The following is a 17,655-nucleotide window of genomic DNA, read 5'->3' on the forward strand; positions in this document are numbered from 1 at the left end:
CTCCTCACCCCCCGTCCTCGCCCCGTCTTCGGAAACAGCGTCAGACTTCGACCTCGTACGTGGTGGAGACCGGTTCCAGGCCCTTCGCCGTCAGATGCGCCAGGGCCCGCTCGACGATCTCGATCTTCCGCGTCAGATCCTTGAGCGTCGCCGCGTCCGGGTCGGAGAACTCGTCCAAGCGCTCGTGCTGACGACGGATCTCGATCTCTGTCCGGGTCAGGATCGCCCACACTTCGGGATCCGGATCGAGACCCTGCTTCTGTCGCAGCAGTGAAGCCGACAGGCGTTGCACGACCACAGCCTCGACCACGTCAGCGCTGGTGCCAGGACTGGCCAGACCGAACGCGATACCCCCGCCGCCCGCGGTGACCAGCGATCCGGCGGTCAGCAGTCCGCCGATCATGCCGCCCGGTCCGAAGCTCGCGAGGGCGCTGGTGATGACAGCCGCTCCGGCCAGTCCGGTTCCCGCGGCGAGCGCCAGGCCGCCTGTGGCGACGACCAGAGCGGCGGCACCCGCTCCGATGGCACCCCACTTGATCCAGTTGCGACCGCGCGAACCGCTGAGAGCGGCCTGTGCCTCCTTCGTGGCGGTGAAGACGTCCGCGCCGAACTTGCTCGTCAGGCCGAGCTCTGCGGTCAGGTCCCCCATGGCCGCCTGCCAGGTCTCACGAGGAACAGTGATCTCGAAGGGCTTGATGACGTTCTCCGACGCGAGAACGGTCATCAAGGCCACCGCCTCCTCCTTGCTGACATAGGCGGCGGGAACCGGCTCAGGGGCGGGAGCGGCGACATCAGTGAGGTCGACGACCAGGCGAGCGACCTGCGAAGGCAACGGCCTGTTCTCACGAAGGTTCCTCGCTCGGATCTCTTCGATCGAGAACGCCTGGACGTACCGCAGGGCACCCTCGAAGCGCTCGGCGACATCGCCTTCGAGTCGCTCCTTGGCCAGGTGCGCGTAGCGCAGGGCGAGAAGTCCGGCCGATTCGACTCCGTCCAGCGGGATGTCGACGCCGCTGTCGATCGTGTCGACTTCTTTCGACCGCGAGCCGAAGAGCGCGAAGCCGACGGTCTCGGCGACGACCGGAGTCGACAGGTACTCCCCTGCGGAATGAGCACGCTTGTCGATCGGCACCTGCCTCGTCTGGATCCGGAAGTCGAGGAGGTAGTCGAAGACCGACGACAGGCCGCGGTGGGCAGCCACGGGGTCCGACGCGTTCCAGACGTTGACCCACCAGTCGAGATTCGCCGGAGGTTCCTGGAGGGTGTCGCGCAGCTTGTCGACGTCGAAGCCGCCGTTCGCGAGCGGGCTGCCGATGGTGAGAAGACCCGTGACGCGCACTGCAACGGGCAAGCGGCGGATCAGGTCCGCTGCGATGACCGAGCCGAGGCTGTGCCCGATGATCACGAGGCTTCCCGAGGCGGGCACGGCCGCCAGGATCAGAGCGAGGACCGCCGCACGGACATTGGAGTCGTTGAGGTAGTTGTGCGCCTGCTTGAACGGCGGTGACACGGCGGCCGCCGCAACTGCTGCTTCGCCGCCCAGCCATCCGACGCCCTGATCGTGCCGACCGAGACGGATCTCCATCGCGGCCGTCCGCTCCTCGAACTCCCGTCGGTTCCTCTTCGCGGCGTCCCTCGTCGGCTGCTTGGCCGCCACAGGGGGGACAACCGTCCGGCCGCTCGCGCCGTTGAGCAGATGGGCGTACTTGGGAGCGACGACATGCATCGATCCGAGACCGGGGTAGCCGACACCTCTGAGCGCTGTGTCGAGCGTGCCCTTCCAGTGGTCGTCCGGATCGCCGGCGCCGACGCCGTGCAGGAAGAGCAGGGTGGGATCTGTGGACACGAGCATCTCCGCTTCTCGCCAGCACGTCATCGGATGAGGACGGGAATGGCCAGTGCCGAGAATACAGACGACATGTGTCGTGCACTGCAGCGCGAGAATTCTCCGGCCGGTATTCACTCCCTTCTCGTTAGAGTCCTCCCACAACCGCTTCACCGCCGAAGGACACCGCTATGCCCGTGGGCTACCGCTCCATCCTCTCCACCGAGACGTCAATCGAGCACCGCGATCGGATCGAGGCGATCGTCGCCGAGTGGTTCGCCGAGAAAGGCTTCGAGGACCTTCCGAAGCAGGGTTCTGCACGCGTCGACGATTCGACCGTCGAGGTGTCGGCGGTCGAAGGACGGGGGATCGCGGCGCGGCGCTGGCGGCTCAGCGAGACGTGGGAGCCGCCACGCTGGTACGCAGGCGCGACGACGAGCCGACTCGCGCTCATCGATGTGACGATCGTCGAGACCATGAATCGCACGTGGGTGTGGGTCGACATCGAGCCGCCGCCTCTGACACTCACCGATTCCCGAGGCGAGACCCGCGTCGAGCCCCAGCAGACCGGGACTCCGCGATTCGTCTCGCGTCTGATCGACGCTGTACCGCTCATGGACGGACAGGCCGAGCCGTGGGCGGATCTCCAGGTGATCGCGTCCTCCTCGCACGTCGAACAGCTGACGGACATCATCCGTGACGGCTCCCGGATCGGGGCGGTCTACGTGAGCGTGCCTCCGGAGGGTGTTCCCGTCGACCGCTGGAGCGACGATCTGAGCCGGATCATTCGAGGGACGCAGGGTCTCGCCGTCGGCTACGTGGTCGCCGCGGCCGTCGCCGACGAACTGAGCGCTCAGCTGGGCCGCTTCCATCGAGTGCCGGCGGGTGCCATGCGCACCTTCCTTCCGGGCGCGGAGCCGGGCAGCCCCGCGGACGGGTTCCGTCACCGGATCCTTCAAGCGCGATCGCTGGCGGACTCGGACCGGCGCCGGCTCAACCGGGTGATCCGCAACGCGCAGATCGCCGCTATCGCTCGGACGCCCCTTCCTCGCGTTCTGCGGGAGGCGGACTACGAGCTGCTCCGAGCCTCTCGGACGACCCCGTACCAGGAACTGGAGCGCCGATTCGCGGAGGCGACAATCGCGACGGCGACCGGCGAGTTCGATCGCGCTTTCGTCGAGGACCTCTTCGAGCAGTACAGCAGGGCGCAGCAGCAGGCGGAAGAGGCGGCACACCGACAGCTGGAATTGGGTGACGCACTCGACTTCGCCCGCGCGGAGCGCGACGAACTGGTGTAGCAGAACGACGATCTCTACGACCGGCTGATCGAGACCAGGGACCGCGAGTCCCGGCTGAGTCGACGGCTCTTCAGCGTGTACCCGAAGGACGCCGCAGCGGCGATCGCAGAGGCCGGATCGGCACCGGAGATCGAGTATCCGGCGACGTTCGCAGAGCTGCTGGACCGGATGCAGAGCCTCGACGGGCTGCTCTTCCTCGGCGACCGCGACGAGACGCGGGAGCTCGATGCGCAGAGCGCTCTCGGGGTCGCGGCGGTCAAGAAGGCCTGGGACGCACTCGCCACAGCTTCTGCCTATGTCGCATGCCGCCGTGAGGGGGACTTCGACGACTCGCTCCGTGCTTACATCGAGAGGACGCCGGGTGGCCGCTTCAACCGGTTCCCGCGGGTGGCCTGGCAGGAGAGCGAGACGGTCCGGAACGATCCGCGCATGCGCCGACAGCGGCAGGTCAGGGCCCCGGAGAGCATCGCATTGGACGGCATGGTCGAGATGTTCGCCCACGTGCCGCTCGCCACTCATCGGGGGACGGCGCCACGCCTCTATTTCGACGACGCTTTCGGAGCACACGGCGTCGTACTCGTCGGGCGCATCTCAGGACATCTCGACACAGCGGGAACGAACTGACGGCTTGGGCTGCTGATTCCGACTCCCCGGAATCGCCGTTGTCGGGGGCCGTCAATAGGATCGAGAAATCTCGTGGCACACCGTGTCTCGGGCCGAAGGGGAACCCGTCGCATGAACGATCTCGAGTACCGCCAGCTGGTCGAGCGTGCGCTCGCCACCGTCGTCGACGGTCTGCTGCCGACGGTGAACAGTGTGCTCAAGAAGCACATCGGGCCCGACGAGGACTGGACGGTCGTCCTGGAGCGGCGGGATCGGGAGCTGGGGAAGCAGCGCCTGCACTACGGCGCCCGGGATCTCCCCCTCCTCGTCTCGGTTCTCACGGAGCGGATCGATCCGCTGGGGAAGCCCTTCGAGCACGCCATCAGCCGTACAGCCGAGGACTGCCTCCGCGACCTCAAGCGGGTTCGCAACCTCTGGGCGCACAACGAGCCCTTCGACCGTGCCCGCACGAACCGTGCGATCGAGACCGCTCAGACCCTGCTGCAGGAAGTCGCCATGGACCACTTGGCAGAGGAGCTCGGCGAGATGCGGCGCGCCTTCCTCTCAGAGCCGTCGGATGCGCGTCCGACTGCTCCCTCGTCGACACGGGAGGAGGTGGTCCTTCAGGACGCGGGGGAACAGCCACCCGGACGATCCGGCGCGGCCAGTTCCCCCGACCTCCTACCGTCCGACGCCGTTTCGCCTGTCGCGGTCCCCGGCGATCCCGCCTCGCCCGACGCCGAGCACGAGCCCGAACCAGTCCTCCGTCGGCCTCGCGGATCAGCCCGCTACGCCGATGCGCCGACCCTGCGGGACGACTCGAATGCAGACCTCCCGGCCATCGATGACGACGATCCCGTGACGATGGAGATCGAGGCCCACGACGAGCTCTCCTACGCGATGGCCAACGCCCGGATCCAGCCCGTCACTCGGATCACCGTGCGCAATCGCGGAGAAGAGCTGCGGGGAGCGTCCCTGGACCTCGAAGTCCGCGACGCGAACGGCTCGCTCGGCGGCCCCCGGACTCTGCGACTCGACCTCGCCCCCGGCCAGGACAAGTCGCTCGAGAACGTGGCGCTCTCCCTCGATCCGGCCCGGATGCTCGCCGTCGAGCAGCGCCGGCCGGGTGTCATCCGCGCCGTCCTCAGAACCGAGGACGGAGACAGCGTGGCGGAGACCTCGGTCGCCGTGACGATCCTCGCTGCGAGCGAGTGGAAGGCGCGGCCGCTCCAGCTGGGGCTGGAGCTGCTCTCCTCCTTCGTCCAGCCGAACGCGACGGTCGTCGCGACCGTGCTTCACGAGGCTTCGGAGAGACTCGACGACGCGACCGGTCGATCCGACCTCGACGGCTACCAGAGTCAGAGCGAGGAGAGGGTCGACGCCATCGTCGAATCCATCTGGGACGCGATGCGGGCTCGTGACATCGCATACAGCGAGCCTCCGGCGAGCTGGGGCGAGGACGGGCAGAAGGTGCGCACACCGGCCGAGGTCCTCGAGGGAGGACTCGGAACCTGCCTCGATCTCACCGTGACCCTCGCCGCAGCCCTCGAGCAGGCGGGCATCAACAGCACTCTCTGGCTCCTGCCCGGGCACATCTTCCTCGGGTACTGGCGAGTCGATTCGACCCTCGGCAGTGCCGGTTCGCTCGATGCGAGCGCGGCCCTGAATCTCGCTGACATGGACAGGATCCGTGTCGTCGAGACGACCATGCTGACCGGCGATTCGCAGAGCATGCAGCGGGCGCATGCCGCTGCCCGCTCGCACCTGGTCGCCGGCAGCAGCAGCCTGCTCGGAGTCGTCGATGTGCGAGAGGCGCGGAACAGCGGGCTCTACCCGCTTCCCAGCCGGGCGGTGAGCGCTCAGGGCGAGTACACGGTGCACGAGTACACGCCCCGGGCCACCTCCTTCGTCCTCGATTTCACCGGAACAGGACGAGGGCGGCGCCGAGAAGTCGAGACCGGGCCCGCCCGAGTCGCGACCTGGAAGAACGCGCTCCTCGATCTGAGTCTCCGGAACCGGCTCATCAACTACACCGATCGTGCGGGCTTCTCGCTGGCCGTCTCCGACTCGGACGCCGCTCTCTTCGAGGACATCGTCAATCAGGGCACGTCCATCCACCTTGCGCCCTCGGACGACATCCCCGAGATCGAGCGCGAGCGCGGCATCCGGTTCGGAAGGGACCTGCCGTCAGGACTGCGCCACGACATGCTCGTCACGAAGAAGAGGGTCTTCGCTGACGTCACCGCCGCCGCCTACACCGACAAGCTCCGCAAGTTCGCCGCGTCGGCGAAGACGATCGTCGAGGAGACCGGCGCGAACAACCTCTACCTCGCGTTCGGGACTCTGCACTGGACGCTCGACGACCGGGAGCTCAGGTCGCCGATGGTCCTCGTGCCGGTCACGATCAAGGAGACGGCCCGCGGCTCCGTCTTCACGATCACGCTCGACGAGTCCGGCTCGTCGACTCCCAACTTCTGCCTGGTGGAGAAGCTCAAGGTCAGCGTCGGACTCGACCTGCCCGGCCTCGCCGCGCCGGCCGAGGACGAGTCGGGCATCGACCTGCGCGCCGTCTTCGACTCCGTGCGAGCGACCCTGACCGAGCGCGGCCTTCCCTTCCGCGTCGAGGAGACGGTCGACCTCGCGGTGCTGCAGTTCGCCAAGTTCCGGCTGTGGCGTGACCTCGACGAGCAGTGGGAGGTCCTGGCTCGCAATCCCCTCGTCTCCCATCTGATCAACACGCCGCTCGAGGCGTTCGAGGACCCGGCGGGCGAGGAGCTCGACCTCGATCTCGACGAGCTCTCCGCCCAGGTGCCGGTTCCTGCCGACGCCTCGCAGCTCGAAGCCGTCGCGGCCGCAGTGGCCGGGAAGACGTTCGTCCTCGAGGGCCCTCCCGGGACGGGCAAGTCGCAGACCATCACCAATCTGCTCGCGAGGTCGCTCGCCGAGGGCAAGCGCGTCCTCTTCGTCGCCGAGAAGCGGGCGGCACTCGATGTCGTGAAGCGGCGCCTGGAGGAGGTCGGGCTCGGCCCCTTCTGCCTCGACCTCCACGACAAGGGCGCCCGTCCGGCCGAGGCCCGGGCGCAGATCCGCGCCGCGCTCGACTTCTCGGTGCAGCCCGACTCGCACGGCTTCGCGAACCAGCAGGACACGGTCGAGTCGACGACGCGCCAGCTGCGCCGCTACGCCGACCACGTGCACGAGGAGAACGGCGCCGGATACTCCCTCTACGAAGCGCACCAGCGGGAGGTCCTCGCCGAGCAGCACATCCAGGCTCTCGACGTGCCGCGCCGGTTCGTCGAGAACGGCACGCTCGAGCAGTTCGACGCGATCCGGCGGGCGCTGCGGCTGCTCCCGGACGACTTCCACGCGGCCCGGCCCCGGCCTGGGCACCCGTGGTCCTTCGTCTCCCCCTCCCGCCTCGCCCCCGGCCTCGCCGGGGAGGTCGCCGACGCGGCCGACGAACTGGACGCAGTGCTCCTCGAGCTCGATCGCCTCGACTTCCCGGCACCGGCGCTGGCGGCGGCGTCCGACCCGGCACTGCTCGAGCCGGCGATCCGCGCCTCGGAGGCGGACGAACGGCCGCTCGCCACGCTCGACCTGTTCATCGAGCAGGGATGGGACGCGCACCTCGCCCACGCGCAGGAGGAGCTGCGGCGCCTCGCCCCGCTCCGCTTCGACGTGCTCGACGTCATCCACGAGAGGGTGATCGACGCGGACCTGGACGACATCCGCGCGGCGGCGGTCGCCGCGGACGGAGCCGGGCTGCTCGCGCGCAAGAAGCTGCGCCGATCGGTCCGCGACCGCCTCGCTCCGTACCTCCGCTCCGGACCGGAGAGCGTTCCTCTCGACGGCCTCGTCGCCCTGATCGACCGCGTCCTCCTGGCTCGTCAGCACGCCCTCTACCTCCGCGAGCTCGTCCGGCAGGTCCCCGCACCGATCGCCCCCGAGCGGTGGAACGCCTTCGACGGCGAGACCCTCCGACGGATCTCGGCCGAGATCGGCGTGCTGCGCACCCTGCGACGGCTCGTCGTGGTCGGCGAGGAGGCGAACGGAGCGGTCGACCGCGACCTGATCCGGTCGGTCTACGCCCGTCCCGACCGCGCAGTCCTGGGCGCGGCACTGCAGCGCTTCATCGACGCCCACCGCTCCCTGCTGCAGGTCGCCGGAGCACCGTCGGAGGAGCTGTCCGACTGGGCGGGCGGCAGACCCGTCGTGGAGGCCTGGCGGCAGTCCGCGACCGAGCGCGGCAGCGGGCGAGGTGCTGTCCGCTCGCTCGAGACCTGGCTGGCCTTCCTGGAGCGCCTCGAACCGCTCCGGGAAGCGGGGATGTCGATGGCCCGCCGGCAGTACCTCGAGGGCGGAGGAGACGTCGACGACGCGCTCCTGGCCTTCGAGAAGGGTCTCGCCGCCTCCTCGGTCGATGAGCGGTTGGCCAGCACGGAGCTCGGCGGGTTCCAGACCGCCGCGCACGAGCGGCTCCTCGGCCGTTACACGACCAGCGCCAGCGCCGTGCGGAACGAGCTGCCGCGCATCATCCCGTCGCAGGTGCTCGCCCGTCGGGACCTGAGCTCGCTTCCCGCATCGATGATGGGCGGGCTCAAGCGCCAGCTCGAGTACAAAGCGCGCGGCTTCAAGGTGCGCCGCCTGATGAACGACTTCGGTCCGCTCATCACCCGGCTCGCGCCCTGCACCCTGATGAGTCCCGAGTCGGTCGCCCGGTTCCTGCCGGTCGACGCGGACCTCTACGACATCGTCGTCTTCGACGAGGCGTCGCAGGTCCGCGTCGCCGACGCCGTGGGTGCGCTCGGACGGGCGCGCAGCGCCGTCATCGTCGGAGACAGCAAGCAGATGCCGCCGACGAGCTTCGCCGAGACGGGCGCGGTCGAGGACGAGACGCTTCCGGCGGACACCGTCGTGGACGAGGAGTCGATCCTGTCCGAGGCGTCGCAGGCGAGGGTCCCGTCGCGCTGGCTGTCCTGGCACTACCGAAGCCAGGACGAGCGGCTCATCGCCTTCAGCAACAGCCGCTACTACGACAGCCGGCTCTCGTCCTTCCCGACCCCGCACGCCGATGACACCGGCGACGGACAGGAGTGCTACGGCATCTCCTTCGTCCGCGTGGCGGGCACCTTCATCCGCACCGGTCGAGGCAAGGCTCTGCGCACGAACGCGGCGGAGGCCGAAGCGATCGTCGCCGAGGTCCACCGCCGCTTCGACGCGTCGCCGGACGTCGTCCCGTCCCTCGGCATCATCACGTTCAACGCGCAGCAGCGCGATCTGATCGACGGCCTGCTCCGGAGCTCGTCCGACCCCCGCATCGCCCGGTCGCTCGACATCACCGACGGGCTGTTCGTGAAGAACCTCGAGAACGTGCAGGGCGACGAGCGGGACACGATCCTGTTCTCGATCGCATTCAGCGCGAACGAGAAGGGCGTGGTCCCTCTGCAGTTCGGTCCGCTCACCCGTGCCGGGGGCGAACGGCGCTGGAACGTCGCCATCACCCGCGCCCGCCGGCAGGTCGTCCTCTTCTGCAGCTTCGACCCGGCCGAGCTGCGAGCGGACGACACCCAGTCCGTCGGCGTGAAGCACCTGAAGGCCTATCTGCAGCTCGCGCAGGCGGGCTCCGGTGGAGTGAACGACGCCCTCGACAGGCTCCCGCACCCCGACGCGCACCGCGACGAGCTCGCCGCGGCCCTCATCGAGGCGGGCCTCGCCGCTCGCATCGACGTGGGCCTGTCGGAGTTCCGCGTCGACATCGCGCTGGCGACCGCGGAGCAGCCCGGCCGGCCTCTCGTCGCCGTGCTGCTGGACGGAGCCTCCTGGCGCCGTCGTCGCACCGTCAGCGACCGCGACGGACTCCCCGGCGCCGTGCTCAAGAACGCGATGGGCTGGCCCGCCGTCGAGCGGGTGTGGCTGCCGGAATGGCTGGCCGATCGCGACGCGGTGATCGAGCGCCTGCGGGACGCGGTCCGGCGAGCGGACGATCTGGTGCGGGACGAGCAGGCGTCGACACCTGAGGTCGAGCCGCCGGAGGCCGAGCCCTCGGCTCCGACCCCGCCACAACCCGAGGTCGTCGATCTCGTCGCCGACGCACCGGAACTGGCACGGAGCTTCCACGTCGTCGCCGGGACCTTCCGATCACGCTCCGAGCCCGTCTCCGTACCCGCAGCACCGGAGCGGCCCGGGGCGAACGGACAGGGCGGCATCACGACGTACACCGCCTGGCGGGAACGCGTGGTCGGGTCGAAGGACGTGCTGAACGCCCTCCCCGCAGAGTCGTCCCGCCGCGCCATCGCCGAGCTGGTGTCCGAGGTGGTCGAGGCGGAGGGGCCCCTCCACGAGACGCGCGCGGCCAAGCTCATCGCCGGGGCCTTCGAGCTGAACAAGGTCAGCACAGCCCGGGTCGACAGCATCGTCGACTGCTTCCCCGAGCACTTCCGGCGCCTGGCGGATCCGGGATTCCTCTGGCCTGCGGGTCTCGGGCCCGACGACTACGACGGGGCTCGGACGGGTGTCTACCTCGGAGTCGACCGGGTGTACGAGCACATCGACCCCTTCGAGGCCGCGAACGCCGTCTCGCAGTGTGTTCGCGCGACTCCCGGTATCGATCACTACGCCCTGGTCAGGGCGACGATGACCACTCTCGGAATCCTCCGCATGACCGACAACATCCGCGGTCTGGTCGCTCAGTCCATCGACGATGCGGTTCGGCAGGGGAAGGTGGTGCTCGGAGCATCCGGCGGGTACTGGGTTTCCTGACGCCGATCACACGCTGATCGCGTGCTCGGGCGGACGACTGCCGCCCGAGCATGTCCGCACTCCCCCAGCCGCCCCTGTCCGATCGACTCAGCCCAGACGGCCCGTCTCCTCAATCCCGCCCCGCACCCCACTCCCCCAGCAGCTCCCGCTCCCGCTCCTCCCCCAGCCCGGCGCCGCGTCCCGGCACGTGCGCGGCCGCCGCGTCCCGCAGCGTCTCGGCGAGCTCGCGGCGCTCGAAGCCCGCGGCTTCGGCCCGTGCCGTGGAGCGGGCGTTCATGCCGCGCCAGTCCGGGTCCGCGATCCACAGCGGGAGCGAGCCGGGGCCCGCCCACTGGCCGACGCCGCGCTCGAGCAGCCACTCCTCCGGCACGGCGACCGGCTCGGCGGACGATCCGCTCCGCGCCGCGGCGAGGTGCTCGCCGAACGGCACGGGGGTCCCGCAGACGTTCATCACGCCCTCCACCCGCGCCTCGGCGGACGCCACCAGCCAGGCGGCGAGGTCCCGCACGTCGACCACGGACGTCGGCAGCTCGGGCGCATCCGGCACCAGCACGGGCCCGGACCGCGCGCTGAAGCGCCAGGGCCAGTAGGAGGAGCGGCTCGTCGGGTCGCCGGGGCCGCCGATCAGGCCGGCGCGCGCGATCAGGGACGGCGCGGATCCGGCAAGCACGGTCTGCTCGCAGGCGGCCTTCGCGGCGCCGTACGAGGCGGGGTCGTCGGAGGGAGGGAGCAGCTCGGCGTCCTCGTCCGCGCCGACAACCGCGTTCTCGGCGTAGACGCTCGTGGTCGAGACGAGGACGTAGGCGCTGCAGCGCAGGTCGCGGACGGATCGGCGGACGTGCCGCGGGGTCGAGGAGACGTCGATCACCGCGTCCCACGGTGCCGCAGCCACGGCGTCGAGAGCGTCCTCGCGGTCGCGGTCGGCCCGGACGAGAGACACCCCCGCGGGCACGGCCGTCCCCCGCGCGAGGCAGGTCACGTCGTGGCCGCGCCGCAGCGCCTCCGCCGCGAGGTGCCCGCCGAGCCAGCCCGTGCCTCCGAGGATCAGCGTTCTCATCCCCGCATGCTCGCACGGGCCGCCTCGCGCGAGGCCCGCTGAGGTGCCCGAGACGGTTCCGAGAACGCTAAGAGCTGCATCCCCGGGCGACTCGACGCAGTGGGCGCCGAGCGAGCGCCTCAGCGACAAGGGCCCCCTCCACGAGCCCCCGAACACCCGACCACCCGAGCCCGCCCGCGTCCTCTGTCCGGAATCACGCGGGCGGCTCGGGTGCCCGAGCGGCTCACACGACGACGAAGGCGTCCAGGATCAGCGAGTTGCCCGTGGAGGCGGCGTTGCGCTTGCTGCCGCGGCGGATGGTGATGGTGTGCTCGCCGGCACTGAGGGTGCTGCTGGTGAACACGGTGCGGGCCGAGCGGTTCGTGGCGCTGTAGCGGTCGACGGAGGCGACGAGCACGCCGTCGATCAGGACCTCGTTGATGCCCGAGGTCGGGGTGATCCGGCTCACCCAGCTGACCTTCGTGCCCCGGAAGCGGAGGGTCGCCGAGGCCGTGGAGGTGCTGGAGTACGAGATGCTGCCGCCGCTGTCGGCGGTGCTCGAGAGCGTCGCCCAGGTGCCGACCGTCGCGATGACGGCGGCTCCGTTCTGGTACGTCCCCGCCGCCGGCAGCGTCGAGGTCGGGGTGGGCGTGGACGTGGCCGTCGGGGTCTCGGTCGGAGTCGGCGTGTCGGTGGGCGTCGGCGTGCTGGTCGGAGACGCCGTCGCGGTGGGGGTGGGCGTCGACGTGGAGACGGTCCCCGCGGTCACGACGAAGGCGTCGAGGATCAGCGTGGATCCGGTGGACGCCGGGTTGCGCGTCGTCCCGCGGCGGATCGTGACCGTGTGGGTGCCGGCGGCGATCGGCCCGCTCGTCCAGACCGTCTGACCCGAGCGGGTCGTGGGGCTGTAGCGGTCGACGGTGGCGACAAGGACGCCGTCGAGCAGCACCTCGTTGATGCCGGAGGTCGCCGTCATCCGGCTCACCCAGCTGACGCCCGTGCCCGAGAAGCGGAAGCTCGCGGACGCTCCGGCCGAGCTGGAGTAGCTGATGCTCCCACCGCTGTCGGCGGAGGAGGAGATCGTGCTCCAGGTGCCCGCCGTCGTGATGAGCGGCGAGGAGTTCTGGTACGTGCCCTCGCCGGGGATCGACGAGGCGGGCTCGTCGGGCAGCGGAACGACCGGCTGCTCCGCGAGCCAGCGGTCGAACGTGTCGAGCATGTCCTTGTTCGTCAGGCTCGGCACGTTGTGGCCGTTCGGAGCGCCCTCGGTCGGCGTGTAGAGGACCACCGCCTCCTTCGCGACGGGCTTCGCGAGCGCGACCCACGCCCCTCCGTGCACGGCGATCGGGACGAGGACGTCCTCCGTCGAGCCGGTCGTGCGGATCCGCGCCCCCGCCCACGAGGCCTGCGGCAGCAGCGCGGGGTCGGTCGCCGGGATCGTCGAGGGGTCGTTGTCGTAGTCCGGCAGTACGCGCCCCGGATCGCGGCGGGCCATGTCGGCCATGTCGTAGACGCCGGCCGCGTGGTACGCGCCGCGGATCTCGGGGACCAGCTTGTTGCCGTACGCCCAGCAGAGCAGCGCTCCGCCGCCGGAGTTCGAGCGGAGGAAGCTCGCGCCGATTCGCCACGTCTTCTGGAACCAGGCGACCGCGTCCACCTGCATGGCGACGGCCCGCTTGTTCGTGTAGATGCTGCCGCCGTAGTTGGGGCAGATCGAGATGACGCCCTTGTCGACGGCCTGGTCGGCGCTGTACTGGTAGGCGCCGGACAGGGCCGCGTAGGTGCTCCCGTTGGCGTGGTAGTACCAGTAGACGACCCGGCCGATCCGCTGCGAGGGGACCGCGGTGTGCGGGACGAAGAGCCGCGCGCGGTCGGTGCCGATCATCACGTCGATGATCTGATACGGCTTCTTCCCCACGCGCGAGATCGCCGTGTCGCTGCGCCCGAGCTCGTTGGGCAGCGGCGGGATCACGCTGTAGTCGGGCGCCGCGGACGCGGTCATCGCGTAGGCGAAGGCGGATCCGACGCCGAGGGCGGCTCCGGTGAGGACGAGACGGCGGCTGTGGCGCGCAGGAGAGGACATGGGATCCCGACGTGGAGAGGGCTGCTCGGTCGGCGGAGCCTGACCGGAAGGTGTGAGGGGGGTGCTGCGGTCCGGATCGGACCACCGTGGAGGGGGCGCGGTGCGGTCCTTCGGGGGACCGTGCGGACGGGCAGGCGCGAGTGCATCCTCCCGCGTCCGCCGCGCGACCACCAGACCCGCTTCAGGGACACCCGCGGCGGCGCTCCCACCTGGCGTTCAGCGGCGGAGCGATCCGGAGAAGGTCCTGGTGAGAGCGCTATCTCGCGCCACTGCTCTGGAGATGCCCGCCACGGGAGCGGAACTGCATCGTGTCGGTGGCGGAACTCCGGGGCGGCACGGGGCCGGCACGGATCCAGGCCGCCGTGCGCCCGGCGCGAGGGCCATGCGCACGTCAACACTCTCGCGGGAGACCCCCGGATGAGTCTCGTTATCTGAGCACGACCTGATCGCTGGTTCAGCGCCTGCTCTCCCCCCTCTGAGTGCCGACCGGATCGAGGGCCCGTCGTCCGCCGCCCACGTCCCGTCTCAGGGGGACAGGGCGCCTCCGAGCCGCGACCTATCGTGATCCCGCTCCATCCGGAAGGCCCGGCGAGGCGCCCCGGGGGGAGGTCGATCCGTGTCGAACGCGCATGCCCGACCGAGCCACGACCGCTCGATCGCCCTCGGCCTGGTGCTGCTCCTGCTCGCCGCCGTCCTCGTGGTTCTGCCGGCGACGAGAGCTGCGGCGGCCACGGTCCTGCTCCAGGAGGGCTTCGGCGGCACCAGCGTCGCGGACTCGGCCTGGCAGGCGCTCGACGGGGGCTGCATCACCCGGGCGACGACCGCACCCCCGGCCGGGTCCTCGAACCTCGGCGTCTGCGCCAACCGGACTCAAGCCCCCGTCGCCGCGACGAGTCCAGGCTTCCTCCAGCTCACCGATGCCCGCAACGACGCCAAGGGCGGCGCGGTCTTCAACCGGCCCATTCCTGCCGCGGGCGGCATCGACGTCCAGTTCGACCAGTACCAGTACAGCTCCGCCCTCGGCCTCCTCGGAGCAGACGGCATCGGCTTCTTCCTCACGGACGGCTCGAAGTCCCTGACGGCGGCCGGAGCCCCTGGCGGCTCGCTCGGCTACGGTCAGTCCGCGACCGTCGAGGGTGTGAACGGCGGCTATCTCGGCATCGGCATCGACGCCTACGGGAACTTCTCGGCCAGACCTCCCACGCAGAGCACGACACCCAACGCCCCGCCCACCTACGGACTCGGATTCGGGTGCCCCTCCGGCTCAGGCCAGGGCCAGGTCGCGAATCAGATCGTCGCCCGCGGTGCAGGCCAGGGCCAGACCGGCTACTGCTTCCTGCAGGCCGCGCCGCCGCCGACGCTCACCTCCGTCCGCACCCCGATCACCGTCTCGTCGGGCAATCCGCCCGCGAGCTACGGCAGGACCGTGCGGATCACCGTGTCCGCCACGGCCTCCCCCGTCGTCACGGTCTACTGGGGCACCTCGGCGGGAATGGCCGCCTCCGCGCTGACGCAGCTGATGCAGTTCACGATGCCGACCGCAGCGCCCTCGACCTACAAGCTCGGCTTCACGGCGTCCACCGGTGGATCGAACGACACCCACCTCGTCCGCAACGTCTCCGTCTCGTCCATCAACACTCTCGACGACATCACTCTGGTCAAGCAGATCGACCGCACCACCACGCAGCCCGTCGCCTACGCCGAGGGATCCGTCATCCCCTACCAGTTCGTCGTCACGAACGGATCCATCCGGGGCACGCTCACCGGGATCGTCGTCACGGACCCGAAGGCCGCGAGCATCTCCTGTCCGACGACGACCCTGCTCCCGCTCGCCTCCACCATCTGCACGGGATCCCATACGGTCACGGCCGCCGAAGCGGTGGCCGGCTCGTTCGTCAACACGGCGACCGCTGCAGCGACGAAGACGGAGACGATCTCGAACGTCGTGACAACGACCCCCGTCACGAGCAGGACCGCCACCGCCACCGCCCCCATCGCCACCCCGGCTCCCGCTCTGACCCTCACCAAGACCGCCCTGCTCACCGACACGAACGGCAACGCCCAGGCCGACGCCGGAGAGCAGATCCGCTACTCCTTCCTCGCCCTCAACTCCGGCAACGTCACACTGCAGACGGTCGCCGTCGCCGACCCGAAGGTCACCGGCATCACGCCCGCCTCGACGCAGCTCGCCCCCGGAGCGAGCGCCACCTTCACGTCGGCGCCGTACACGGTCCTTCAGACCGACATCGACAAGGGCACGGCCGTCACCAACACCGCCACGGTCAGCGGGCGCACGCTGGCAGCCTCGCCCGTGACGGTCACCGCGACCTCCACGGCCACCACGCCGATCCGCTACGCGCCCTCGATCTCGCTGACGAAGAACGGCACGATCCCGACCGGCGCCGCCGTGGGCTCGACCGTCTCCTACAGCTTCACCGCCACCAACACGGGCAACACCGGGCTGAGCTCCGTCGCAGTCACCGACCCCAAGAGCGGTCTCTCCGCGCTCGCCTACTCCTGGCCGGGGACCGCCGGGCGCCTCGAGATCGGCCAGTCGGTCACCGCGACCGCCTCGTACACGCTCACGCAGGCCGACGTCGACGCGGGCCAGGTCCTCAACACCGCCACCGCGACCGGCACCCCTCCGACGGGCGCCGTCGTCACGGCCACCGCCTCGCGGACGGTGACGATCACCCGCACGAACGACCTCGCGCTCGCCAAGACCGCGAACCCCGCCTTCATCAGCGCCGCCGGCACCGTGGTGACCTACACCTTCCGCGCGACCAACACCGGCACCACCACCCTCACCGCGGTCGCGATCAGCGACCCCAAGAGCGGGCTCTCCGCTCTCACCTACTCCTGGCCGGGCACTTCCGGACGACTGCTGCCCGGCCAGGTCGTCACCGCGACCGCCGCCTACACGACCACCGCCGCCGACGTCACCGCCGGCACGATCGCCAACACCGCCACGGCGACGGCGACCGGCCCGACCGGCGTGGCGTTCACCCGCACGGCCTCGGTGAGCATCTCGGTGATCCCCGATCCGGCGGCCGACGCCGCGACGGTCGTGCAGGGCGGATCGGTCGTGATCGACGTGCTCGCGAACGACGGGCCCGCCGCGACCGGAGCGACCTTCTCGCGCGCGCAGCTCTCGGCGACCCCGAGGGCGATCGGAGGCGCGGCGACCCCCGCCCCCGCCACTCCCGTGCAGGGGTCCGTCTCCTGCGTCGCGAGCGGAGCGACCCGCGGCCAGTGCACCTACCGCCCGATCGCCGCCTTCGTCGGCACCGACGTCTTCGACTACTCCCTCTCGGGCCAGTACGGCACCTGGAACGTGCGGGTCACGGTCACCGTCACCGCGCTGAACCGCGCGCCGGTCGCCCGGCCCGACCGCGTGGTCGCGACCACCGGCGGCCCCGCCGTCACCGTCGCTCCGCTCGCCAACGACACCGACGAGGACGCGGGCACGACCCTCGCCCTGGCCGGAACGAGCGTCCCGGCGGGACTGCGCGGAACCTTCTCCTGCTCCGGATCCACGTGCACCTACACGCCCGCGGCCGACGGCTGGACCGGGAGCGCGACGATCGCGTACACGGTCACGGACGGCGCGCTCACAGCGGGCGGCACGATCACGGTCTGGGTCGATCCCGCTCCCCTCGTCCGGCGCGGCTTCTCCGGCACCGGCAGCACGAGCGGAGCGGTCGGGCTCGGCGCCTGGACCAGCTCCTCCGTGGTCGCCACGCCCGTCGCGAGCTGCACGGCCGGTCGGCCGAGCACCCTCGTGAGCTGGTCGGCCGCCGCTGGAGCGACCGGCTGGACCCTCGAGCGCCGCCTCGCGGGGACGACGCCCGGCCCCTGGACCGTGATCGCGGCACCCGCCGCCTCCGCGACGAGCTTCACCGACGACCGGGTCGGTGAGGGCCGCAGCTACCAGTGGCGGGTCCGCCCGGACCTGCAGCGCTGGCTCGGAGTCGCGTCCGCCGCCTCGACCGCCGTCGCCCAGCCGGCCGTCACCACCGCCGGAGGCTGCTGATGCCTCCCCGCCGACACC

General features: G+C 70.6%; 7 protein-coding genes. 4 read left to right on the forward strand and 3 right to left on the reverse strand.

Annotated elements, in window-relative coordinates; genetic code table 11:
• Positions 1-40: 40 nt before the first annotated feature.
• On the reverse strand, positions 41-1,963 hold the full coding sequence (locus C5C33_RS07345; protein ID WP_258069195.1) for a hypothetical protein: 1,923 nt from the start codon (positions 1,961-1,963) through the stop codon (positions 41-43).
• Between the two features lie 53 nt (positions 1,964-2,016).
• Here C5C33_RS07345 and C5C33_RS07350 point away from each other — a divergent pair, with 53 nt between their 5' ends.
• The 3 genes from C5C33_RS07350 to C5C33_RS07360 all read left to right on the forward strand — a co-directional run bounded on the left by C5C33_RS07350 (position 2,017) and on the right by C5C33_RS07360 (position 10,485).
• Positions 2,017-3,123 (forward strand): hypothetical protein, encoded by a 1,107-nt coding sequence (locus C5C33_RS07350; RefSeq protein WP_104260818.1) that lies wholly within the window; start codon positions 2,017-2,019, stop codon positions 3,121-3,123.
• A gap of 75 nt (positions 3,124-3,198) precedes the next feature.
• Positions 3,199-3,747, forward strand: coding sequence for a hypothetical protein (locus C5C33_RS07355; protein ID WP_104260819.1), 549 nt, complete (start codon positions 3,199-3,201; stop codon positions 3,745-3,747).
• A gap of 111 nt (positions 3,748-3,858) precedes the next feature.
• Positions 3,859-10,485 (forward strand): DUF3320 domain-containing protein, encoded by a 6,627-nt coding sequence (locus tag C5C33_RS07360; RefSeq protein WP_104260820.1) that lies wholly within the window; start codon positions 3,859-3,861, stop codon positions 10,483-10,485.
• A gap of 109 nt (positions 10,486-10,594) precedes the next feature.
• Here C5C33_RS07360 and C5C33_RS07365 read toward each other — a convergent pair whose 3' ends face one another.
• A complete protein-coding gene (locus tag C5C33_RS07365; RefSeq protein ID WP_104260821.1) occupies positions 10,595-11,542 on the reverse strand; it encodes an NAD-dependent epimerase/dehydratase family protein in 948 nt (315 codons plus the stop codon).
• Between the two features lie 223 nt (positions 11,543-11,765).
• Positions 11,766-13,604, reverse strand: coding sequence for a hypothetical protein (locus tag C5C33_RS18450; RefSeq protein WP_181027253.1), 1,839 nt, complete (start codon positions 13,602-13,604; stop codon positions 11,766-11,768).
• A 616-nt stretch (positions 13,605-14,220) separates the two neighbouring features.
• Between C5C33_RS18450 and C5C33_RS07375 the strand changes: the two genes are divergently transcribed.
• A complete protein-coding gene (locus C5C33_RS07375) occupies positions 14,221-17,637 on the forward strand; it encodes an Ig-like domain-containing protein (protein ID WP_104260822.1) in 3,417 nt (1,138 codons plus the stop codon).
• Positions 17,638-17,655 lie beyond the last annotated feature (18 nt).

Source organism: Rathayibacter sp. AY1H3 (assembly GCF_002932015.1).

What these genes read in the sequence shown, in the direction of transcription:
- C5C33_RS07350 (WP_104260818.1), top strand. Translation starts at nt 2,017, where the DNA reads ATGCCCGTGGGCTACCGCTCCATCCTCTCCACCGAGACGTCAATCGAG.
- C5C33_RS07360 (WP_104260820.1), top strand. Translation starts at nt 3,859, where the DNA reads ATGAACGATCTCGAGTACCGCCAGCTGGTCGAGCGTGCGCTCGCCACC.
- C5C33_RS07365 (WP_104260821.1), bottom strand. Translation starts at nt 11,542, where the DNA reads ATGAGAACGCTGATCCTCGGAGGCACGGGCTGGCTCGGCGGGCACCTC.
- C5C33_RS18450 (WP_181027253.1), bottom strand. Translation starts at nt 13,604, where the DNA reads ATGTCCTCTCCTGCGCGCCACAGCCGCCGTCTCGTCCTCACCGGAGCC.